The following is a 19,741-nucleotide window of genomic DNA, read 5'->3' on the forward strand; positions in this document are numbered from 1 at the left end:
CGGTACTCAGACACCCCCGACGGTCAATGCCCACTCAGACCGGGCGCCGAATCTGCACATGCATGCCCAACGGGCTGACCCGCACCGACGCACCGGGATGCGGAGCCTCGACAACCAGGTCGTGGCCGATCGCCAACTGCACGTGCCCTGGGCTGGGAAAGACCAGATCCCCGGGGCGGACGTACCCGCGCGGCACCGGAATCCCTTGATGTATCTGCTGATACGTGGTCCGGTCCAGGTGCACGCCGGCTTGCTGATACGACCATTGGGTCAGGCCCGAGCAGTCGAACCGGTTGGGTCCGGTTGCCCCCCACATGTATGGCCGGCCGACCCGCGACAGCGCCGCGCGCACCGCGCGCGCAGCGCGGCCGTTCGGCGCCGGCGACCGTAAACCGCGGCGGCGAACCATCGGGTATCGCAAGCGACGCATCCCATGCCGGTGGCGTCGCGCCCGTTGCCGCGCGGTCTGCACATGGTCACGTTGTGCGCGAAGTCGCGCCGCGCGCCTACGCATCAACTCCCGTTGAGCCAGTGGCGTATCGGGTGTGGTGGCCGCATCGGCGCGGGCCTCCGCCACGAGATGCCCGGTGCGTTCCCGCGCGGCGGCGTGGTCGAGGTGGGCTGCGGCGAGGATGCGCGCGGCCTCGGCGTCGGCTTGAGCGGCTGACAGCAAGGTGGCGCGGGCGAGAGTTGCCGCCCGCCGATAGTGCTGGTGTCTCGCATCGACATTCAGTGCGGCCGTTCGCTCCAACAACCGGTCATAGAACGCTGTACCTGCATCGGAGGGCGTCGCCTCGTGGATGTCAGTGGAAAAAAGCCGATGGGCGCGGCTCAAGACCTCGACTTCACTACCGATCATGCGCGTCTCCACGATCGAATGCGTCGACGAAGGCCCGGATCCGTGGCAGCGCTCCCGGCGGGACGACGCCTCGGTTGCGAATGTCCCACATCTGCTCGCCGGTGATGCCGAGCAAGGTGGCGATAACCGTTTCCGGTAGCGGCGACTGGACGCAGGCCCGATCCAGCCGCGCACCGAGGCTGGCCGACAGTCGGGCCAGCAAGCTACGGCGGATCCCATCGAGGTCATGCAGGTGTTGCATGAGCCGGCCAGCCGAGTCTCCGCCCGCATTGACCGCCACTCGCCAGGAGTTGGCAGCCAGCATCTCCGCTTTCACGCACTGCGCGATCACAGAGTGAATATACGTCTCGTATTCGTCTGATGTCTGTTCAGGCAGCCTCTCGATCACCGAACGAAGCGCCTCGATCTGCGCCTCGGCGTACCCTTCGAGCACGTCGGTGTCACCGTGTCGGTCCACAACCACCGGATCAGCGGCCCTGTCCGGAGTAGCCGCGGGCGCCGTCGCAGACAACACCTGGCGGAGTTCGCGGTCGGCGTCCTCGGCGAGCGCCAGGCGCGCGTAAGTGCCGGATGGTAGGCCAAGTCCGTTCTCTACCTTCTGAACTGTGCCTCGGTGAGGTTTGCGGGCACCGCGTTCCAGGTAGCTCAGACCCATGATGCTGACACCGGTGGCCGCCGCCAAGTCAGCCAGCGACAGGTCACGCGATTCGCGCAGCGACCGGAGGGCGGCACCCGCCGACTCGCGGCTCACCGTCGCGCTCCGGACATGATCGAAATAGTACACACGCTGCACTCGACTGCTCTGTATATCTGTTTTTGTATCCGTGTTGCTTGCGTTGACGGCCCACTTGTGTATACGCTTTCGTATATGTTTCATTATACGGAGGTGGAGAGATGGCCAAGCCCAGCCCATGCGCGGCCAACCCGGATCTGTGGTTCGGCTACGCCGACGACGATGACGCGGACGGCGCTGCCAAAGCCCGGGTCTACGAACAGTCCGCGATCGAAGCGCGCCTACTGTGCCTGCGACGCTGCCCGCTGGCGCAGCAACGCCGCTGCGCGTACCACGCACTCGAGCATGGCGAGGAGTATGGCGTATGGGCCGGGGTGAAGCTTCCCGGCGGGCAGTACCGCAAACGCGCCGAGTTGGCCCGAGCTCACAACGCCCTACGTCGGATCGCCTCCGGGGAGATCACTGCGCGGCAGCTGCCGGAGAACGCGGCCCTGCTCACGCATCGCGAACACGACAGGATCCCGGTACGGACGACGGTGTTTCACCTGTTGCCCGGATCGGCGGGCCCGTCGTCGGCGGCGTGACGGCATGAACCGAACAAAACCACAGCATGCTAATGTATGTGTATGCCGCTGGAACATCGGCTTCAGATCTTGCTCGACGGCGAACGCCATCGGCGAATTACCGCGATAGCCCGCGAGCGAGGGGTATCGGTGGCAACGGTCGTGCGTGAAGCCATCGACCGCGGGGTCGCAAGCCCCAGCGATCGCCGGAAGTCGGCCGGCCGGCGCCTCCTCGATGCCCCGGACATGCCCGTTCCCGATCCCGGCCAACTCCGCGAGGAACTCGACACGTTGCGTTCGCACCGCCGATGATCGTGTTGGACACCACGGTCCTGGTCTACGCCAAGGGGGCCGATCACCCGCTGCGCTCACCGTGTCGTGCACTGATCTCCGCGATCGCCGAGGAGCGCATCGAGGCCACCACCACGGCCGAAGTGATTCAGGAGTTTGTCCACGTGCGTGCCCGCCGCCGAGACCGCAGCGATGCCGCAGCACTTGGCCGGGACTACGCGGAATTGCTCTCGCCGCTTCTCAGCGTGACCACCGAGCACCTGCAACGAGGCTTGACGCTGTTCGAGACAACGCCGGGGTTGGGCGCCTTCGACGCGGTGCTTACCGCCGCGGCTGCCGCGGCCGGCGCCGTCGCTGTGGTCTCGGCCGACGCCGCATTCACCGGCATCCCGGGCATTGCTCACGTAATGCCAGACGGGCCCGGGGTCGCGGGGCTGCTGGCTGAATCCTGACCATCTGAGGGGCTGGCGCCGGCGAGCCCCGACATGACGTATGAATCGTGGTGGCCAAGGCCGGGATCGAACCGGCGACCTTCCGCTTTTCAGGCGGACGCTCGTACCAACTGAGCTACCTGGCCGGGATGGCATCGAGTGCCTCGCCGTATTGGCGACCCTGACGGGACTTGAACCCGCGACCTCCGCCGTGACAGGGCGGCGCGCTAACCAACTGCGCCACAGGGCCTTGCTGTACTACGTGCTCCGCGTTGCCGCATTGCGTACCCCCTACGGGATTCGAACCCGCGCTACCGCCTTGAAAGGGCGGCGTCCTAGGCCGCTAGACGAAGGGGGCCAGAACCGAATCTCTCCGGGGTGTTCGCAACGTGATCACGTTGGGAGCCTCGCTAGCTTAGGGTACCGAACGCCCAATCCTCAAACGCAGCGCGGTTCGGGCACGCAGTATTGTGTTCCCCGCACGCCCCTATAGCTCAGTTGGTAGAGCTACGGACTTTTAATCCGCAGGTCGCAGGTTCGAGCCCTGCTGGGGGCACCACGAGGGGCCGGAGAGTCATCGAGCGTCCGCGTCTGGCCGGCACCCGCTGGATGCGCCGCGTCGCCTACGTGATCTGAATCACTGGGGCGGCTCCGCTAGGACTCGCACGCGATCCCATCGTCGTCGCGGTCCAGACCTGGTGAATAAGCCGGGTCGTCGCGCGGAATGTCGTGCCGGCCGTCGGCACGTGCGTCTTTACAACTGCTGTACGGGGGATCCGCGATCGCAGTCCCGGCACCGGCCAATCCACCGACGACCGACAAACCGAGCGCGATCACGCATGCACGCAAAACCATGGTCCGAACCTTTCCGAGACACCAAGTCCACGCTGGTGGACGATCGGAGACTAATCGGGAGTCGTGGATGACCGCAGGGGTTTGCTGCGCAACGCCGATTACCGAGATTGCCGTCAGGTACGAAAAGGTCGAGTGACGGCCTACCTGGATGCACTCTCACCCAGAAGCGCCGCCGGGGTTGACACCGCCACCACGAGAACTATTATCTGCGTATGAATGCAGATAAATCTGCAGAGCGGCTGCCCGACGATCAGGTCGCCCTGATGGTCGAGGTGTTCCGGATGCTGGCCGACGCCACCCGGGTGCAGGTGCTGTGGGCGCTGGCCGATCGCGAACGCTCGGTCAACGAACTCGCCGAACAGGTCGGCAAACCGGCGCCGTCGGTGTCCCAGCACCTGGCGAAGCTGCGGATGGCCCGACTGGTCCGCACCCGGCGGGCCGGCACCACGATTTTCTACAGCCTGGAGAACGAACACGTCCGCCAACTGGTGACCGACGCCGTGTTCAACGCCGAGCACGCCGGTCCGGGGGTGCCACCGCACCACCGCGCCGACGCCGGGCTGCAGATGGTCACCGACCCCACCACCCAAAGGAGATGAACGACATGAGCCACCACGACCATGCGCACGAGGCGCCGCATTCCCACGAGCACAGCCACGGCGAGCTGACCCACACCCACCCGCACACCTCGCACGAGCACGACCACGTCGAGCACGAACATACCCATATTCACGACGACGGCTCGGAGCACACCCATCGCCACGTGCATCAGGTCGGCCTAGAAGAGCTCCACGACCACGCCCACGCCTGAGGCCAGCGTCGAGTGTTGGGTTGTGTCACGCGATTTCGCCGCAGGCGTGCCATAACCCGACACTCGACGGGTGATGAGGGGCCGGACGGCCGGATCAGACCTTCGGGCAGTAGTGCATCGGGTTGTCCCGCTCGTCGAGCGGGGGCAGGTTGCGGGCCGGGGTGTGCACCAGCGGCGCATCGGCCGGCAGGCGCCCGGTGGCCCGGTCCCAGCCGGCGCGTGCCCGCGGATGCCGCCGGTAACGCCGCGGCACCACGGTGAACACCAGTCCGACCAGTTTCCCGAACCGCCGGTGCCGGCGGGCGTCACGCTGCGACCAGCTGTAGCCCAACAGATCCCGCACCGGCTGGTCGTAGAGCCCGACGGTCAGCCAGAGGAAGAACCGCGCCACCAGGGTGCGTTGCGCGGCCCACATCCAGTCCGGCATGGCCTGCGCGAACGGAGGTTTCGGCAGGGTGGACAGGTCCAGCACGTCGCGGGTGGCCTTGTTGTCCTCGAGCACCTCGCGGCACATGTAGTCCCAGTAGGCCTGAAAGTCCTCCCAGGTCTCCGGCACCGGCCGCATGCTCATGCCGTACATCGCGTACCAGGTCTTGTGCTCGTCGAAGAGCCGGCGCTTCTCGGCGTCGCCGATGCCGCCGCACAGCCAGTCCGCGACGATCATCGTGCCGACGAAGAAGGTGGCGTGCGCCCAGTAGAAGACGTCGGGATTCAGCGCGTGATACCGCCGGCCCGCCGCATCCACCCCCTTGATGTTGACGTGGTAATCGCGCACCTCGGCGCCGGTCACCGGGGCGCGGTCACCGTCGAACACCACCCCACCGATCGGGTACAGCGAGCGCATCAGCCGCGGCCAGCGCTCCCGGAAGAACGTCGAGTGCTCCTCGACCGCCGCCCCCAGCTGCGGATGCATGTTCTGCATCGATCCCGCCCACGGGCCCTGCAGCATGCCGCGCCAGTCACCGAAGTAGCGCCACGTCAGCGAGTCCGGGCCGAGCGGCGCCGGCGGCGCGTCGTAGCCCAGCGGCGAGACCGGGCAGCCGCCCGTCGCGCCCTCGGAAAGCGCGTCACGGCTGGTCATCGGGCACGCCTCAGACGTATCTTGAGTCACTGGTCAGTGTTCCTGTCGGGTTCAGGGCATTTTTGACTACATGCGTTGTCATCGCGAGCCTAGGAGAGACGTGCCGTCCGGTCAACGACGGGCCCGCTGGTCCGGTGTCCCCTTGGAAGATCGCGCGGCGCTGCGGTACGACGAACTGATCGCCGCCGGGGTGCATCTGCTCGGCAACGAATGCGGGCCGGCGCTGACGGTGCGCGCGGTGTGCCGTCAGGCCGGGCTGACCGAGCGCTACTTCTACGAAAGCTTCGCCGACCGCGACGTCTTCGTCCGCGCCGTCTACGACGACGTCTGCGCCCGCGCCATGGCGGCGTTGATGTCGGCGACCACACCGCGCGAGGCGGTAGAGCAGTTCGTGGCCCTGATGGTCGACGACCCGGTGCGCGGGCGGGTGCTGCTGCTGGCGCCGCAGGTGGAACCGGTGCTGACGGTGTCGGGCGCGGAGTGGATGCCCAACTTCATCGAGTTGCTGCAGGGAAAGCTGACCCGCATCGGCGACCAGGCCCGCCAGACCATGGTCGCCACCAGCCTGATCGGCGGCCTGACCGCGCTGTTCACCGAATACCTCAACGGCCGCCTGCCGGTCACCCGCGCACAATTCATCGACTACTGCGTCGAGATGCTGCTCAGCAGGTCACAAGTCGCTAAAGCCGGCCGCGCGGCCAGCGAGCCAACTTGATGATACTGACATACACAGATATTCTTCCTGCAACCGTCGGATACAGATAACCGGGAGGGCCCATGTCGGAAAACCTGACCGACCTGCAACTGCTGCACGAACTCGAGCCTGTTGTCGAGGCAAACGTCAACCGGCACTTCAGCATGCACAAGGACTGGAACCCGCACGACTACATCCCGTGGTCGGACGGCAAGAACTACTACGCGCTGGGCGGGCAGGACTGGGATCCCGAGCAGGCCAAGCTGTCCGAGGTCGCCCAGGTCGCGATGCTGCAGAACCTGCTGACCGAGGACAACCTGCCGTCGTATCACCGCGAGATCGCGATGAACTTCACCATGGACGCCCCGTGGGGCACCTGGGTCAACCGCTGGACCGCCGAGGAGAACCGGCACGGCATCGCGCTGCGCGACTACCTGGTGGTCACCCGCAACGTCGACCCGGTGGAGCTGGAAACTCTGCGGATGGAGACCGTCAACCGCGGCTTCAGCCCCGGACAGAACCACCAGGTGCAGGACGACCTGTTCGCCGAGAGCCTGTTCGACTCGGTCATCTACGTCACCTTCCAGGAGCTGGCGACCCGGATCTCGCACCGCAACACCGGTAAGGCGTGCGAGGAGACCGTCGCCGACAAGCTGATGGCCAAGATCTCCGCCGACGAGAACCTGCACATGATCTTCTACCGCGACATCAGCGAAGCCGGCTTCGACATCGCCCCCAACCAGGCGATGCGCTCGCTGCACCGGGTGCTGCGCAACTTCCAGATGCCGGGCTACGTGGTGCCCGAATTCCGCCGCAAGGCGGTCATCATCGCCGCCGGCGGCGTCTACGACCCGCGCATCCACCTCGACGACGTGGTGATGCCGGTGCTGAAGAAGTGGCGCATCTTCGAGCGCGACGACTTCACCGGCAAAGCCGCCGAGCAGCGCGACGATCTGGCCCTGCTGATCGAGGAACTCGAGGCGGCCTGCGAGAAGTTCGAGATCTCCAAGCAGCGCTACCTGGAGCGCGAAGCCCGCAAGGCCGAGCGGCTGGCCGCCCGCGGCAAGAAGGTGCTGGCGTCATAAGCGTTGATCTAGACCAACGCTCCGCACTGCAGATCGGCCCCATCACGCTGGCCAGCCCGGTGGTGCTGGCGCCGATGGCGGGTGTGACCAACGTCGCGTTCCGCACCCTGTGCCGCGAGCTGGAGCAGGCCCGGGCCGGTACGGTCAGCGGGCTCTACGTCTGTGAGATGGTCACCGCACGTGCCCTGGTGGAACGCCATCCGGTGACCCTGCACATGACGACGTTCGCGCCGGACGAGTCGCCGCGGTCGCTGCAGCTCTACACCGTGGACCCGGACACCACCTACGCCGCGGCGAAGATGATCGCCGACGAAGGCCTCGCCGACCACATCGACATGAACTTCGGCTGCCCGGTGCCCAAGGTGACCCGCCGCGGCGGGGGGGCCGCGCTGCCGTACAAGCGGCGGCTGTTCGGCCAGATCGTCGCGGCCGCAGTACGCGCCACCGAGGGCACCGACATTCCCGTGACGGTGAAGTTCCGGATCGGCATCGACGACGCCCACCGCACCCACCTCGACGCCGGCCGTATCGCCGAAGCCGAAGGGGCGGCCGCCGTGGCGCTGCATGCCCGCACCGCCGCGCAGCGCTACTCCGGCACCGCCGACTGGGACCAGATCGCGGCGCTCAAAGCCCACGTCACGTCTATTCCGGTGCTCGGCAACGGCGACATCTTCGACGCCAGCGACGCGCTGGCGATGATGGCCGCCACCGGCTGCGACGGTGTGGTGATCGGCCGCGGCTGCCTGGGGCGGCCCTGGCTGTTCGCCGAGCTGTCGGCGGCGTTCACCGGCCGACCGGCGCCCACACCGCCCACTCTGGGCGAGGTCGCTGGCATCATCCGCCGGCACGGCGCCCTGCTCGCCGAGCACTTCGGCGAAGACAAGGGCATGCGCGATATCCGCAAACACGTCGCCTGGTATCTACACGGCTTTCCCGCCGGCGCCGACCTTCGACGGGCATTGGCGCTGGTCAAAACCCTGGCGGAGCTGGACGCGCTGGTCGGCGAACTCGACCCGGAGGTGCCGTTCCCGGCGGCCGGCGCCGGCCCGCGGGGCCGGCAAGGCTCGCCCGCCTCGGTGGCCCTGCCCGACGGCTGGCTGACCGACCCCGACGACTGCACGGTGCCGGCAGGCGCCGACGTCATGCATTCCGGCGGCTGAACTGAGACCTAGTCGACATCGCGCCGACCGGGGGTTCTTAGTAGAATCTAGAACTTGTTGCACCGCACGAGGGCGGGCGCGACTCCTGCGCGACCCGCGACGGGCAGCGTCGGCTAGAGCAGTGCCACACCGTTAGCACCGCGGTGACCTACGGGCACCGACACGGCGGCACCTACATTCGGAGGCCACGACGACATGAGTGACGGCGATTGCGCCACTCCTGGTCGTCGGCGCCGACCCGATGCCGACGGCGACATCAACCGGCTTACCGCACCGGAATCGTCGGCGCCAGGCGCCGCGCCGTGGGAGCGTTGGCAGGCCGCCAACGCGGTGGGCCGCCGCTCTGCGCCGTCCGCACCGGCCCGCGCGGCAAGCCGCTCCCACGCCGGCGGCGCGGTCACCGTCGCCGACCTGATCGCCAAGGTCGGTGCCCCCAGCGGGCCCGGCCGCCGCCATGCCGCCCCCGACGTCGACCCCGAGCCCGAGTTCGAGCCGGAGCCCCAGCGGCCCAAGACCTGGTACAGCGTGCACGGCCTGCCCGCGGCGTACGCCTCGGAAATCCCCGACCTGGACAGGCTGGCGGCCGCTCGCGCACCGGAGCCCGAAACACCGAGCCGGGCGACCCCGGCGCGCATCGGTGAGCTGCCGGCGGAATCGCCGGCGGATGACGAGGAGAAGTCGCACTCCGGTCGCCGACCGATGCTGCTGGCCGCACGCGCGGCGGCCGCGCTGCTGGCGGTGCTGTCGCTGGTGCTGACCGGTGGTGCCTACCAGTGGAGCGCGTCGAAGAACAACAAGCTCAACACCGTCAGCGCGCTCGACCCGGATTCGCACGACATCCTCGACCCGCACGCCCAGTACGGCGACGAGAACTTCCTGATCGTCGGCGCCGACACCCGGGCCGGGGCGAACGGCGAGATGGGTGCCGGCGACACCGAAGATGCCGGCGGTGCCCGGTCGGACACCATCATGCTGGTGAACATCCCGGCCAACCGCCAACGGGTGGTGGTGGTGTCGTTCCCCCGCGACCTGGCCATCACGCCGCTGTACTGCCAGGCGTGGAACCCCGATACCGGCGCCTACGGTCCGCTCTACGACGAGAAGAGCGGCACCTACGGCGACGACATGGTGTACACCGCGACGAAGCTGAATTCGACGTACTCCTATGGCGGGCCGAAATGCCTGGTCAAGGAGATCCAAAAGCTGTCCGGGTTGAGTATCAACCGGTTCATGGCCGTCGACTTCTTCGGCTTCACCAAGATGGTCGACACCCTGGGCGGCGTGGAGGTCTGCAGTACCACCCCGCTCTACGACAACGAGTTGGGCACCGTGCTCGACCAGTCCGGGCGCCAGGTCATCGACAGCACCACCGCGCTGAACTATGTGCGTGCCCGCAACGTCACCACCGAATACAACGGCGACTACGGCCGGATCAAGCGGCAACAGCGCTTCCTGTCGTCGCTGCTGCGCTCGCTGATCTCCACCGACACGTTCTTCTCGCTGGGCAAGCTGAACAACGTCGTCAACATGTTCATCGGCAACACCTCGGTGGACAACGTCAAGACCAAGGATCTGGTGACCCTCGGCCAGTCGTTGCAGGGGCTGGCGGCCGGGCACATCACCTTCGTGACGATTCCGACCGGCGAGACCGACGAGAACGGTGACGAGCCGCCGCGCATGTCGGACGTGCGGGCCCTGTTCGACGCCATCATCAACGACGACCCGCTGCCCGGCGAGAACGATCAGAACGCCACCACGGTCTCGGCCAGCCAGGCCACCACCGCCCGGCCCAGCCAGCCGGCCCGTCCGCAGAACGAGCAGATGGTGCAGGAGGTGACGACCGCCCCGCAGGACATCACCGTGCAGGTGTCCAACGCCACCGGCGAGTCGGGGCTGGCCGCCAACGCCAGCGACGAACTGCAGCAGCGCGGCTTCAACGTGATGGAACCCAACGACTATCCGAACTCGCTGAAGTCCACCACGGTGTTTTTCTCACCCGGAAACGAACAGGCCGCCGCCACCGTGGCGTCCGCGTTCGCCAACGCCCCGATCCAACGCACCACCGGCAAGGGCCAAGTGGTGCAGGTGGTTCTCGGCCCCGACTTCCGTGAGGTCAGCAGCCCGGCGCCCAGTGGTTCCTCGGTCAGCGTGCAGATGAGCCGCGGTCCCGCCACCCCGGCCACCGAGCTGCCCGAAGACCTGACGGTTACCAACGCAGCCGACACCACCTGCGAGTAACCGCAGTACACAAGACGTAGGCTGGAGGGTATGCGGACCGCCTACCATGAACAACTTTCCGAGCTCACCGAGCAGCTCGGCGAAATGTGCGGCCTGGCTGGAGCCGCGATGGATCGCGCGACACAGGCGCTGCTGCAGGCCGATCTGGTGCTGGCCGAGCAGGTGATCGGCGACCACGAGAAGATCGCGGTGCTGTCCAAGCGCGCCGAGGAGAACGCGTTCGTGCTCCTGGCCCTGCAGGCTCCGGTCGCCGGGGATCTGCGCGCAATCGTGTCCGCCATTCAGATGGTCGCCGACATCGACCGGATGGGGGCACTGGCCCTGCACGTCGCGAAGATCGCCCGCCGGCGCCACCCGCAGCACGTGCTGCCCGAGGAGGTCAACGGGTACTTCGCCGAAATGGGCAGGCTCGCTGTCGAATTGGGCAACAGCGCCCAAGAGGTGCTGCACACCCGCGATCCGGAGCAAGCGGCCCGCATCCGCGAAGAAGACGACGCGATGGACGATCTGCACCGGCACCTGTTCAGCGTCATGATGGACAAGGAATGGAAGCACGGGGTGGCGTCCGCGGTTGATGTGACGCTGTTGGGCCGTTTCTACGAGCGTTTCGCCGACCATGCCGTCGAGGTGGCGCGTCGGGTGATCTTCCAAGCGACCGGGAAATTCCCCGAAGAGGAAACCCTCGCCGGCCCGTAGTCGCTGCAGCCGCTCCCGAGCCCGCGACACTGACCGGTTGCGACGACACGCCGCAACCAACCGCAGAGGTTTTAGTCTCGATGCAGCACCGGCCGCGGCCGGTGCTGACCGTCAGCCGAACCGACCGGAGATGTAGTCCTCGGTCTCTTTGCGCGACGGGTTGGAGAAGATCTTCTCGGTTTCGTCGATCTCGACCAACTGCCCGGGCTTGCCGACCGCCTCCAGGTTGAAGAACGCGGTCTGGTCGCTGACCCGTGCCGCCTGCTGCATGTTGTGGGTGACGATGACGATGGTGTAGTCCTGCTTGAGCTGCGCGATCAGATCCTCGATCGCCATCGTCGAGATCGGGTCCAGCGCCGAACACGGCTCGTCCATCAACAACACGTCGGGTTGAACGGCGATGGCGCGCGCGATACACAACCGCTGCTGCTGACCGCCGGAGAGGCCGCCACCGGGCCGGTCCAGCCGGTCTTTGACCTCATTCCAGAGGTTCGCGCCTTTGAGGGCGCGCTCGGCGGTCTCGTTGAGCACCTGCTTGTTCCGCACGCCCTGCAGCTTCAGGCCGGCCACCACGTTGTCGCGGATCGACATGGTGGGGAACGGGTTGGGCCGCTGGAACACCATCCCGATGGCCCGCCGCACCCCGACCGGGTCGACTCCGGAACCGTAGATGTCTTCGTTGTCCAGCAGCACCGAGCCCACCACCCGGGCGCCGTCGACTTCCTCGTGCATCCGGTTGAGCGTGCGCAGCACGGTGGTCTTGCCGCACCCCGACGGCCCGATGAACGCGGTCACGCTGCGCGGCGGCACCGGCAGCGACACGTCAGCCACCGCGTGAAACGCCCCGTAGTAGATGTTGACATCTTTGAGGTCTAACCGCTTGGCCACCAACGACTCCTCAACCGCTCCAAAGTGCACACTGTAGCAACCGGCTCAGCGGCCGATCGCGAATGCTGTGTCAATGCTGTGTACCGCGAATCCCAACCGCTGGTAGGTGCGTACCGCGGCGTGGTTGTCCGCTTCGGTGTAGAGCATCACCACCGGCTCGACGTTACTGTCGGCCAGCCGGCGCGCCAGCGAGGCCATCCCGACCGAAGTCAGTACGCCACCCAGGCCGCGTCCCTGCGCGGCCGGATCCACGCCGACCACATATACCTCGCCCAGGCCGGGCTGCCCGAGGTGCACCTTGGTCCAGTGAAATCCCAGCAGGGCGCCGGTGGCGTCGTCGATCGCCAGGAACAGTCCCTGCGGGTCGAACCAGGGCTCGGCGCGACGTTCGGCGAGCTGCTGCTGTGTCCAGCCGCCCTGCTCGGGATGCCAGGAGAAGGCGGCGTTGTTGACCCGCAGCAGCTCGGTGTCGTCGGCGCTGCCGGCGTAGCTGCGGATGCGGACGCCGGCGGGCAGCTCCGGCTCCGGCACGTCGCGCAGCGAGCGGCGCATCTGCAGCAGCTCCCGCACCGCGACCAGACCCAACGCCGCAGCGGTCGCCCGGGCAGCGGGCAGGGTGCCGTGCGCCCAGAATTGGGTGCGCCCGCCGCTACGGGCCAGCGCGGCACGCACCAGCGCCGCGCCGACGCCGCGCCGCCTAGACGCGGGATGCACGACCAGTTCGGCCATCGGGTCAGCGTCGTCGGTGAGGTTGAGATAGCCGACCACGGCGTCGTCGTCGTCGGGGTCGACGGCCAGCAGATGCGCGGTGCGCCGACCGGACAGTTCCCGCAGCACCTGCTCCCCCACCGGCGCGACACCGTCGGCGTCGCGGGCGGCGGTGATCAGGGCGCGAACCTGCCGGCGTTGCTGCTCCGACAGTTCGGTGCGCCAGTCCGCCGAGCTCACTGACCGGCCAGAGAATCTGCCGCGAGATCCGATTCCGATGCCACCTGGTCGTCTGCGCCGTCGGCGTCGTCGGCCTCGCCGTCGCTGATCTCGGCTTCGGGCGCCCGGCCGCGCGCGGGTTTGACCGCCTTGTAGCCGACGTTGCGGACGGTGCCGATCAGCGATTCGTATTCGGGACCCAGTTTGGCCCGCAGCCGCCGGACGTGGACGTCGACGGTGCGGGTGCCGCCGAAGAAGTCGTACCCCCACACCTCTTGCAGCAGCTGGGCCCGGGTGAACACCCGGCCGACGTGTTGAACCAGGTATTTCAGTAGCTCGAACTCTTTGTAGGTGAGGTCCAGCGGTTTTCCGCGCAGCCGTGCCGTGTAGGTGCTTTCGTCGATGAGCAGCTCACCGAGGACGATCTGGCCGCCGCTGTCCTCGGTGGCGGTGCTGCCGCTGCGTCCCACCAGCAGCCGCAGCCGGGCGTCCACCTCGGCCGGGCCGGTGCCCGGCAGCAGAATCTCGTCGATCCCCCACTCGGCGCTGACCGCGACCAAACCGCCTTCGGTGACGACGGCGACCACCGGGATGGCGTTACCGGTGGCGCTGAGCAGCCGGCACAGCCCCCGCGCGGCCGCCAGGTCGGTGCGCGCATCGACGACGGCCACATCCGCCGACCCCGCTTCCAGCAACGACGACGCCTCCATCGGTGCCACCCGCACGACGTGCGGCAGCAGCGGCAACGCAGGCAGCACAGCTTCGGGCTGCGGGTCAGCGGTCAGCAGCAGCAGATCCAACGAGCCCCTCCATCGTCGGGGGAAGAAATCTCCCTATTCACCGCAAGCGTCCGCGCCTAAGGTACTCAACGATAGCGTGCGACCTGCTCTTTCGCCGTGCCGAACCGGCGCTTCGACACGGTGGGTAAGAATGTGCAGGTGCGCAAGGTGCTGATCGGTATGGCCGCCGTCATCGGGGTGGTGCTGATCATCGCGGCCGGCGTCGACTTCGGGACGTCGATCTACGCCGAGTACCGGCTGTCTCGCGCGGTGCGCCAAGCCGCGCATCTGGGCTCCGATCCCTTCGTCGCGATCCTGGGCTTCCCGTTCATCCCGCAAGCTGCACGCGACCACTACGACGAGCTCGAGATCAAGGCCAGCGGCGTCGACCATCCGCAGGTCGGCAAGGCGACGCTGGAGGCCACCATGCATTCGGTGGACCTGTCCCAAGCGTCGTGGCTGGTCAAGCCGGGGGCGAGCATGGCGGTGCGCAAACTGGAAAGCCGCATCATCATCAACTCGATGCGGCTGGGCCAGTTCCTGCAGGTCCGCGACTTGATGGTGGAGGCACCGCGGGCCGAGAGCAACGACGCGACCGGCGGCACCACCGAATCCGGGATCTCCAGCAACCACGGTCTGGTGTTCACCGGCACCCCGAAATCGGCGGGCTTCACCAAGAAAGTCAGTGTCGCGGTGGACTTGTCGATCGCGCCCGACAACCCCACCACGGTGGTGTTCACCCCGACCGAGATCCTGACCGGCCCGGACACCGCCGACCAGCCGGTTCCCGACGACAAGCGCACCGCGGTGCTGGCCGCGTTCGGGGGCCGGCTGCCCGATCAGAAGCTTCCGTTCGGGGTACTGCCGACCAGCCAGGGCGCCCGCGGGTCGGATGTGATCATCGAGGGCATCACCGAGGGAGTAACGGTCTCCCTCGACCGGTTTAACCAGTCGTGATTACCGCGTGGATCGCGATCGCCGCCGGCTTGGCGCTGGCCGCCATCGTCGGCTGGCTGCTTCGGCGACGTGCCGGGGTGCTGGTCGAAACAGGGGCGGACACCGTCGACACCAGCACCCTGGGCTTGTCCGACACCGCCCCCACCGTCTTGCACTTCTCCGCCGACTGGTGCGGGCCGTGCGCGGCCGTGCGCCGGGTCGTCGACCAGGTCTGCGCCGAATTCGACGGCGACGTCGCGCATGTGGAGATCGATCTCGACACCAACCCGGAGGCCGCGCGCGCACTTTCCGTGCTGTCGCTGCCGACCACGTTCATCTTCGATGCCGACGGGCGGCAGCGGTATCGGGCGTCCGGGGTTCCCGCCGTCGCCGATCTGCGTGCAGCGCTGCAGCCGCTGTTGGCTTGAGCACCGTGTTATTAGGTAAGCTGTCCGACGTGTTGACCCGTCTTGAGCTTGTGCTCACCAAGCGTCGCGCAGTCGATCTGTGCCGCACCGCGGGTTGTCGCTGTTGTTGTTGTAGCTGATTCGCCGCGTCCTTCGTTCACGCCGCATCCGGAGCCAGCCGCAGAGAAACAAGCACCTCTGCCTGCCTCCGCCTCCGCAGCAAGGAAGCAATCCCAACAACAGGAGCAAGACTGTGCCGACTACCAATCCCACTCAGGTGGACGTCCGGGGACCCCGGTTCGTCGCCTGGGTGACCACCGCGGTTCTGATCGCCACCCTGATCCTCGCGGGCATCAGTGCACCGGCCGCCGCGGCCCTGCTGACCGCCCAGGCTGTGGTCTTCGCGATCGGCGCCAGCGCCGGACCCCGCAAGCACCCCTACGGTGTGGTGTTCGCCACCCTGGTGGCGCCGCGTTTGGCGCCGGCGACCGAATGGGAACCGATCCCGCCGCTGAAGTTCGCCCAGCTGGTCGGCCTGCTGTTCGCGGCCGTCGGGGTGGTGGGGTTCGCCGGCGGGGCCCCGACACTGGGTATCGTCGCGACCGCGTTCGCGCTCGGCGCGGCATTCCTCAATGCGGCCTTCGGCATCTGCCTGGGCTGCCAGCTTTACCCGCTGGTCATCCACCTGCGGCACACTTCGGCTACCTGAGCTGACTGTTTTTACCTGAGCAAGCGAAAGGATCCACCACATGGCCCGCTCCGACGTCCTGGTCACCACTGACTGGGCCGAGAGCAATCTCAATGCCCCCAACACCGTGTTCGTCGAAGTCGACGAGGATGTCAGCGCCTACGACGACGGCCACATCCCCGGTGCGGTCAAGCTGGACTGGCGCCAGGACCTGCAGGATGCGGTCAAGCGCGACGTGGTCGACGCCGCGCAGTTCGGCAAACTGTTGAGCGACCGCGGCATCGGCAACGACGACACCGTGATCCTCTACGGCGGCAACAACAACTGGTTCGCCGCCTACGCGTACTGGTACTTCAAGCTGTACGGGCACGCCGCCGTCAAGCTGCTCGACGGCGGCCGCAAGAAGTGGGAACTGGATGGCCGCCCGCTGTCCACCGACAGCGTGAGCCGTCCGGCCACCTCGTATGTCGCCAAGCCGCAGGACAACTCGATTCGTGCGTACCGCGACGACGTGCTCGCCGCGATCGGCACCAAGAACCTGGTCGACGTGCGCTCCCCCGAAGAGTTCTCCGGCAAGATCCTGGCGCCGGCGCACCTGCCGCAGGAACAGAGCCAGCGGCGTGGGCATGTGCCCAGCGCGATCAACGTGCCGTGGAGCCGGGCAGCCAACGAGGACGGCACCTTCAAGTCCGACGACGAACTGGCCAAGCTGTACGCCGCCGCCGGCCTGGACGGGCAGAAGGAGACCATCGCGTACTGCCGGATCGGTGAGCGTTCGTCGCACACCTGGTTCGTGCTGCAGGAATTGCTCGGACAGCCGAACGTTAAGAACTACGACGGCAGTTGGATGGAATACGGCTCCCTGGTGGGGGTCCCGATCGAGTTGGGAAGCTGATTATGTGCTCTGCGCCTAAACAAGGACAAACGTTGCCGGCTGGCGTCGATCTCGAGAAGGAGACGGTGATCACCGGGCGGGTGGTGGACAGCTCGGGCCAGTCGGTCGGTGGCGCGTTTGTGCGGCTGCTCGATTCCTCCGACGAGTTCACCGCCGAGGTGGTGGCGTCGGCGACCGGTGACTTCCGGTTCTTCGCCGCTCCGGGTTCGTGGACGGTGCGCGCGCTGTCGTCGGTCGGCAACGGCGACGCCGTCGTCGCGCCGTCCGGTGCCGGTATCCACGAAGTCGACATCAAGGTCGCCTGAATCCCTGCCGCAGGCCGGGGCCCGGGGGCACGTCCCCGCGCCTCGGCCTGTTTGGGTTCGGGGCCCGTCGCCAACTAGACTTCACGCCGTGGTGCTGTTCTTCGAGTTCATGCTGGTCGCGGCCACTTTGGTGATTACCTGGTTCGCGCTGTACGCGTTGTATCGGCTCGTCACCGACGAGTCGTGACACCCGCCGACCGCAATATTCCGGTCTTCCCCGTCTCTGGGGATCTTCCACTGCCCGCCGACACGGCCAACCTGCGCCACGGTGCTGATCTGGACGATGCGCTGCTGGCCTTGCTGCCGCTGGTCGGGGTGTGGCGTGGTGAGGGTGAGGGCCGCGATGCGGGCGGCGACTACCGGTTCGGCCAACAGATCGTGGTGTCGCACGACGGCGGCGAGTACCTGAACTGGGAGGCCCGCTCCTGGCGGCTGACCGTCGAGGGCGAGTATGTCGGCCCCTCGCTGCGGGAGACAGGGTTCTGGCGGTTCGTGGTGGATCCGACGGATCCCGGAGAATCGCAGGCGATCGAGGTGCTGCTGGCTCACGCGCAGGGTTACGTCGAGTTGTTCTACGGTTCGCCGCTCAACCAGGCCTCCTGGGAGCTGGTCACCGATGCCCTGGCGCGCAGCAAGTCCGGTGTGCTCGTCGGTGGCGCCAAGCGGCTGTACGGCATCATCGAGGGCGGCGATCTGGCCTACGTCGAGGAGCGGGTGGACGCCGACGGCGAACTGGTGCCGCACCTGTCGGCCCGGCTGGCGCGCTTCGCGGGTTAACTTCTGGCGTTGATCCTGCGTCCAGCAGACACGTTGGTCGCACTTTTGTCTGGTGAGCGCAGAGTCATCAATGGGGCTAGCGGTCGCTGACGACGGCGGCGTCGATCAGCTCGGCAAACTCGGCTGCCATCGGCGCCGGTGGCAGGGGCGTGTCGTCCAGGGTATGCACCCGGGCCGCCAGCGTGATGCTCGAGATCAGCCAGACGCCCTCGGCCGCGAACAGGTCCGCCGGTTGCAGGGCGCGGTAATCGCAGTCATAGCCCTTGCCGCGGGCCACCTCGAACAACGCGTGCTGGGTGGTGCCGCGCAGGATCGGGTACCAGGGCGGCGGGGTGAGCAGGCAGGGGCCATCGGCGGTCCGGGTCGCGATCACCACCGTCGATCGGGGACCCTCCAGGATGTGGCCGTCGGAGCTGAGGAAGATCACGTCATCGGCCCCGCGGGTCGCCGCATGCCGCAGCGCTGCCATGTTCACCGCGTATGACAGGGTCTTGGCGCCGGCCAGCAGCCACGGCATCGCGTCGGTGCCATCGGCGGGAAGGGCACGGTCCAGCGTCACCGCCGCCAGCCCGTGTTCGCGGACGTCGGCGACCCGCCCGGCCAGCCCGGTGACCATCACGAAGGCGGTTGACTCCGAACCCGTCTCCCGGCCGCGGCTGTAGATCAGCCGCATCGCCCCCTCGTGGGTGGTCGTCGCGGCCCACTGTCGGGCAGCCATCTCAATCGCGGCGCGCCACTTCACCAGGTCCGGCTCGGGCAGCTCCAATTGTCTGGCCGAATGGGTGAGCCGACGCAGGTGCGACTCCACCAGGCAGCCCCGGCCGTCGCGGACCAACAGCGTCTCGAAGACCCCGTCACCGCGTAGCACCGCCAGGTCGTCGGCGTGCAGCAGCGGCGCGGCCGCCGGGTGGACGACGCCGTCGAGCGTGACGATCACACCTTCGTGGCGAGCCAGGTCCATTTCACATACATCCATTCCGTTGCCGAAAGCTGATCACCCGATCATGAGCAGCCGTCCAGACGTCATGATCCAACACCATTGCAAGTAGCCGGTTCGCAAGTAGCTTTCCCGCCACAGCCCACCAATCGAGTGGATCTGGATGCCCGCAATCGATACCACCAAGCACCCGGTATCCGATCCGGCGTCCGGCAAGCGCTACCCGATCCCGGGGAGGCGGCAACCCGGCCTACCTGATGAACTTGGGGTTTTCGCCGGTGGGCTGGTTCATTCGTGGTATCGACGGTCGAATATGCCCGAGGCTGTCGTCCGGTCTGGATCACGATTCCAATCAAATGCGACGGTGACCTTCATGATGTTCACCGTGGTGCATGACGCCATCCACTACGCGATCAGCCCCGCACGCCGGGTGAACGGTGCGGTCGGCTGCCTGGCCTGGGTGTTCTTCACGCCGGTCATCTCATTCAGATCGTTCGCCTCGCACAGCCCGGCATGGCAGGCACCGCTCCGCTGGGCTGTGGCCGCGGTGTTGTACTGCAACCGGAAGTCGAAACCAAGAGCCGGTTCACCTGGTCGATGGCAACCACAACCAAGTGATCGACGACTTTTCGACTCGAACTCGGCCGGATGGAATCGCCCGATGCTCCGACCGGCCAGAGATCCTCATGCGCTGCTCTCCAGCGA

Annotated in this window: 26 protein-coding genes and 4 tRNA genes; 18 read left to right on the forward strand and 12 right to left on the reverse strand. The window is 67.2% G+C overall.

Features of this window, described 5'->3' with window-relative positions:
• Positions 1-34: 34 nt before the first annotated feature.
• The gene (locus AC5Y36_RS01290) at positions 35-859 is read right to left on the reverse strand and encodes a C40 family peptidase (RefSeq protein WP_500039053.1); all 825 of its coding nucleotides are present in this window, start codon (positions 857-859) and stop codon (positions 35-37) included.
• A complete protein-coding gene (locus tag AC5Y36_RS01295; protein ID WP_500039054.1) occupies positions 849-1,610 on the reverse strand; it encodes a helix-turn-helix domain-containing protein in 762 nt (253 codons plus the stop codon). The genes AC5Y36_RS01290 and AC5Y36_RS01295 overlap by 11 nt, the downstream gene beginning before the upstream one ends.
• A 143-nt stretch (positions 1,611-1,753) precedes the next feature.
• On the opposite strand from AC5Y36_RS01295, the gene AC5Y36_RS01300 reads away from it, so the two are divergent.
• Genes AC5Y36_RS01300 through AC5Y36_RS01310 form a run of 3 tightly spaced genes read left to right on the forward strand, consistent with a single transcriptional unit; the run spans position 1,754 to position 2,898 of the window.
• On the forward strand, positions 1,754-2,176 hold the full coding sequence (locus AC5Y36_RS01300) for a WhiB family transcriptional regulator (protein WP_500039055.1): 423 nt from the start codon (positions 1,754-1,756) through the stop codon (positions 2,174-2,176).
• A gap of 36 nt (positions 2,177-2,212) precedes the next feature.
• On the forward strand, positions 2,213-2,467 hold the full coding sequence (locus tag AC5Y36_RS01305) for an antitoxin (protein ID WP_500039056.1): 255 nt from the start codon (positions 2,213-2,215) through the stop codon (positions 2,465-2,467).
• Entirely contained in the window at positions 2,464-2,898 is a 435-nt protein-coding gene (locus tag AC5Y36_RS01310) for a type II toxin-antitoxin system VapC family toxin (RefSeq protein ID WP_500039057.1), read from the forward strand. The genes AC5Y36_RS01305 and AC5Y36_RS01310 overlap by 4 nt, the downstream gene beginning before the upstream one ends.
• A gap of 48 nt (positions 2,899-2,946) precedes the next feature.
• On the opposite strand, the gene AC5Y36_RS01315 is transcribed toward AC5Y36_RS01310, so the two are convergent.
• The 3 genes from AC5Y36_RS01315 to AC5Y36_RS01325 form a co-directional block, all read right to left on the reverse strand.
• Positions 2,947-3,023 (reverse strand) — tRNA-Phe (locus AC5Y36_RS01315).
• 27 nt (positions 3,024-3,050) lie between these two features.
• A tRNA-Asp gene (locus AC5Y36_RS01320) sits at positions 3,051-3,127 on the reverse strand.
• A gap of 35 nt (positions 3,128-3,162) precedes the next feature.
• Positions 3,163-3,235, reverse strand: a tRNA-Glu gene (locus AC5Y36_RS01325).
• A 125-nt stretch (positions 3,236-3,360) separates the two neighbouring features.
• Between AC5Y36_RS01325 and AC5Y36_RS01330 the strand changes: the two genes are divergently transcribed.
• Positions 3,361-3,436: transfer RNA gene (locus AC5Y36_RS01330), tRNA-Lys, on the forward strand.
• A 95-nt stretch (positions 3,437-3,531) separates the two neighbouring features.
• Here AC5Y36_RS01330 and AC5Y36_RS01335 read toward each other — a convergent pair.
• Entirely contained in the window at positions 3,532-3,732 is a 201-nt protein-coding gene (locus AC5Y36_RS01335) for an excalibur calcium-binding domain-containing protein (RefSeq protein ID WP_500039058.1), read from the reverse strand.
• A gap of 212 nt (positions 3,733-3,944) precedes the next feature.
• Between AC5Y36_RS01335 and AC5Y36_RS01340 the strand changes: the two genes are divergently transcribed.
• Both AC5Y36_RS01340 and AC5Y36_RS01345 read left to right on the forward strand, forming a co-directional pair.
• The gene (locus AC5Y36_RS01340) at positions 3,945-4,331 is read left to right on the forward strand and encodes an ArsR/SmtB family transcription factor (RefSeq protein ID WP_500039059.1); all 387 of its coding nucleotides are present in this window, start codon (positions 3,945-3,947) and stop codon (positions 4,329-4,331) included.
• A 5-nt stretch (positions 4,332-4,336) separates the two neighbouring features.
• On the forward strand, positions 4,337-4,543 hold the full coding sequence (locus AC5Y36_RS01345; RefSeq protein WP_500039060.1) for a zinc transporter Slc39a7: 207 nt from the start codon (positions 4,337-4,339) through the stop codon (positions 4,541-4,543).
• Positions 4,544-4,637: 94 nt separating this feature from the next.
• Here the strand turns inward: AC5Y36_RS01345 and AC5Y36_RS01350 are convergent, their stop codons facing one another.
• Positions 4,638-5,654 carry an oxygenase MpaB family protein gene (locus tag AC5Y36_RS01350; RefSeq protein ID WP_500039061.1) on the reverse strand — a complete coding sequence of 339 codons (1,017 nt, stop codon included), beginning with the start codon at positions 5,652-5,654 and terminating at the stop codon, positions 4,638-4,640.
• A 70-nt stretch (positions 5,655-5,724) separates the two neighbouring features.
• Here AC5Y36_RS01350 and AC5Y36_RS01355 point away from each other — a divergent pair, with 70 nt between their 5' ends.
• The 5 genes from AC5Y36_RS01355 (at position 5,725) to phoU (ending at position 11,497) form a co-directional block, all read left to right on the forward strand.
• On the forward strand, positions 5,725-6,339 hold the full coding sequence (locus AC5Y36_RS01355; protein ID WP_500039062.1) for a TetR/AcrR family transcriptional regulator: 615 nt from the start codon (positions 5,725-5,727) through the stop codon (positions 6,337-6,339).
• Positions 6,340-6,401: 62 nt separating this feature from the next.
• Positions 6,402-7,403: an acyl-ACP desaturase gene (locus AC5Y36_RS01360; RefSeq protein ID WP_500039063.1), complete on the forward strand. Its 1,002-nt coding sequence runs from the start codon at positions 6,402-6,404 to the stop codon at positions 7,401-7,403.
• Positions 7,400-8,563, forward strand: a complete 1,164-nt coding sequence (gene dusB / locus AC5Y36_RS01365; RefSeq protein ID WP_500039124.1) for a tRNA dihydrouridine synthase DusB — start codon at positions 7,400-7,402, stop codon at positions 8,561-8,563. Before AC5Y36_RS01360 ends, dusB begins: the two co-directional genes overlap by 4 nt.
• 195 nt (positions 8,564-8,758) lie before the next feature.
• Entirely contained in the window at positions 8,759-10,801 is a 2,043-nt protein-coding gene (locus AC5Y36_RS01370; protein WP_500039064.1) for an LCP family protein, read from the forward strand.
• Between the two features lie 30 nt (positions 10,802-10,831).
• Positions 10,832-11,497 carry a phosphate signaling complex protein PhoU gene (gene phoU / locus AC5Y36_RS01375; protein WP_500039065.1) on the forward strand — a complete coding sequence of 222 codons (666 nt, stop codon included), beginning with the start codon at positions 10,832-10,834 and terminating at the stop codon, positions 11,495-11,497.
• A 111-nt stretch (positions 11,498-11,608) separates the two neighbouring features.
• Here the strand turns inward: phoU and pstB are convergent, their stop codons facing one another.
• From pstB to AC5Y36_RS01390, 3 genes are read right to left on the reverse strand one after another with little or no spacing between them, the layout of a single operon-like run.
• Positions 11,609-12,385: a phosphate ABC transporter ATP-binding protein PstB gene (gene pstB, locus AC5Y36_RS01380; RefSeq protein ID WP_500039066.1), complete on the reverse strand. Its 777-nt coding sequence runs from the start codon at positions 12,383-12,385 to the stop codon at positions 11,609-11,611.
• 45 nt (positions 12,386-12,430) lie between these two features.
• A complete protein-coding gene (mshD, locus tag AC5Y36_RS01385) occupies positions 12,431-13,333 on the reverse strand; it encodes a mycothiol synthase (protein ID WP_500039067.1) in 903 nt (300 codons plus the stop codon).
• Positions 13,330-14,112, reverse strand: a complete 783-nt coding sequence (locus AC5Y36_RS01390) for a winged helix-turn-helix transcriptional regulator (protein WP_500039068.1) — start codon at positions 14,110-14,112, stop codon at positions 13,330-13,332. The genes mshD and AC5Y36_RS01390 overlap by 4 nt, the downstream gene beginning before the upstream one ends.
• Before the next feature lie 132 nt (positions 14,113-14,244).
• Between AC5Y36_RS01390 and lmeA the strand changes: the two genes are divergently transcribed.
• The 7 genes from lmeA (at position 14,245) to AC5Y36_RS01425 (ending at position 18,099) form a co-directional block, all read left to right on the forward strand.
• On the forward strand, positions 14,245-15,048 hold the full coding sequence (lmeA, locus tag AC5Y36_RS01395) for a mannan chain length control protein LmeA (RefSeq protein WP_500039125.1): 804 nt from the start codon (positions 14,245-14,247) through the stop codon (positions 15,046-15,048).
• Entirely contained in the window at positions 15,045-15,455 is a 411-nt protein-coding gene (locus tag AC5Y36_RS01400; protein ID WP_500039069.1) for a thioredoxin family protein, read from the forward strand. The genes lmeA and AC5Y36_RS01400 overlap by 4 nt, the downstream gene beginning before the upstream one ends.
• 50 nt (positions 15,456-15,505) lie before the next feature.
• Positions 15,506-15,574, forward strand: a complete 69-nt coding sequence (locus AC5Y36_RS01405; protein WP_500039126.1) for a putative leader peptide — start codon at positions 15,506-15,508, stop codon at positions 15,572-15,574.
• Between the two features lie 113 nt (positions 15,575-15,687).
• Positions 15,688-16,143, forward strand: a complete 456-nt coding sequence (locus tag AC5Y36_RS01410) for a DUF4395 domain-containing protein (protein ID WP_500039070.1) — start codon at positions 15,688-15,690, stop codon at positions 16,141-16,143.
• A gap of 40 nt (positions 16,144-16,183) precedes the next feature.
• Positions 16,184-17,017, forward strand: coding sequence for a sulfurtransferase (locus tag AC5Y36_RS01415; protein ID WP_500039071.1), 834 nt, complete (start codon positions 16,184-16,186; stop codon positions 17,015-17,017).
• A 2-nt stretch (positions 17,018-17,019) separates the two neighbouring features.
• Positions 17,020-17,322 carry a DUF1416 domain-containing protein gene (locus tag AC5Y36_RS01420; protein ID WP_500039072.1) on the forward strand — a complete coding sequence of 101 codons (303 nt, stop codon included), beginning with the start codon at positions 17,020-17,022 and terminating at the stop codon, positions 17,320-17,322.
• A 183-nt stretch (positions 17,323-17,505) separates the two neighbouring features.
• Positions 17,506-18,099 carry a heme-binding beta-barrel domain-containing protein gene (locus tag AC5Y36_RS01425; protein WP_500039073.1) on the forward strand — a complete coding sequence of 198 codons (594 nt, stop codon included), beginning with the start codon at positions 17,506-17,508 and terminating at the stop codon, positions 18,097-18,099.
• A 76-nt stretch (positions 18,100-18,175) separates the two neighbouring features.
• Here the strand turns inward: AC5Y36_RS01425 and AC5Y36_RS01430 are convergent, their stop codons facing one another.
• On the reverse strand, positions 18,176-19,036 hold the full coding sequence (locus AC5Y36_RS01430; protein ID WP_500039127.1) for an aminodeoxychorismate lyase: 861 nt from the start codon (positions 19,034-19,036) through the stop codon (positions 18,176-18,178).
• Positions 19,037-19,441: 405 nt separating this feature from the next.
• Entirely contained in the window at positions 19,442-19,597 is a 156-nt protein-coding gene (locus tag AC5Y36_RS01435) for a hypothetical protein (protein WP_500039074.1), read from the reverse strand.
• Positions 19,598-19,741: the final 144 nt, after the last annotated feature.

Source organism: Mycobacterium sp. NGS50, assembly GCF_059812545.1.

Bases quoted from the DNA above. Each gene is read 5' to 3' on its own strand.
- AC5Y36_RS01290 (WP_500039053.1), bottom strand. From the start codon at position 859: ATGATCGGTAGTGAAGTCGAGGTCTTGAGCCGCGCCCATCGGCTTTTT.
- AC5Y36_RS01300 (WP_500039055.1), top strand. From the start codon at position 1,754: ATGGCCAAGCCCAGCCCATGCGCGGCCAACCCGGATCTGTGGTTCGGC.
- AC5Y36_RS01305 (WP_500039056.1), top strand. From the start codon at position 2,213: ATGTGTATGCCGCTGGAACATCGGCTTCAGATCTTGCTCGACGGCGAA.
- AC5Y36_RS01310 (WP_500039057.1), top strand. From the start codon at position 2,464: ATGATCGTGTTGGACACCACGGTCCTGGTCTACGCCAAGGGGGCCGAT.
- AC5Y36_RS01335 (WP_500039058.1), bottom strand. From the start codon at position 3,732: ATGGTTTTGCGTGCATGCGTGATCGCGCTCGGTTTGTCGGTCGTCGGT.
- AC5Y36_RS01340 (WP_500039059.1), top strand. From the start codon at position 3,945: ATGAATGCAGATAAATCTGCAGAGCGGCTGCCCGACGATCAGGTCGCC.
- AC5Y36_RS01345 (WP_500039060.1), top strand. From the start codon at position 4,337: ATGAGCCACCACGACCATGCGCACGAGGCGCCGCATTCCCACGAGCAC.
- AC5Y36_RS01360 (WP_500039063.1), top strand. From the start codon at position 6,402: ATGTCGGAAAACCTGACCGACCTGCAACTGCTGCACGAACTCGAGCCT.
- AC5Y36_RS01370 (WP_500039064.1), top strand. From the start codon at position 8,759: ATGAGTGACGGCGATTGCGCCACTCCTGGTCGTCGGCGCCGACCCGAT.
- phoU (WP_500039065.1), top strand. From the start codon at position 10,832: ATGCGGACCGCCTACCATGAACAACTTTCCGAGCTCACCGAGCAGCTC.
- AC5Y36_RS01415 (WP_500039071.1), top strand. From the start codon at position 16,184: ATGGCCCGCTCCGACGTCCTGGTCACCACTGACTGGGCCGAGAGCAAT.
- AC5Y36_RS01420 (WP_500039072.1), top strand. From the start codon at position 17,020: ATGTGCTCTGCGCCTAAACAAGGACAAACGTTGCCGGCTGGCGTCGAT.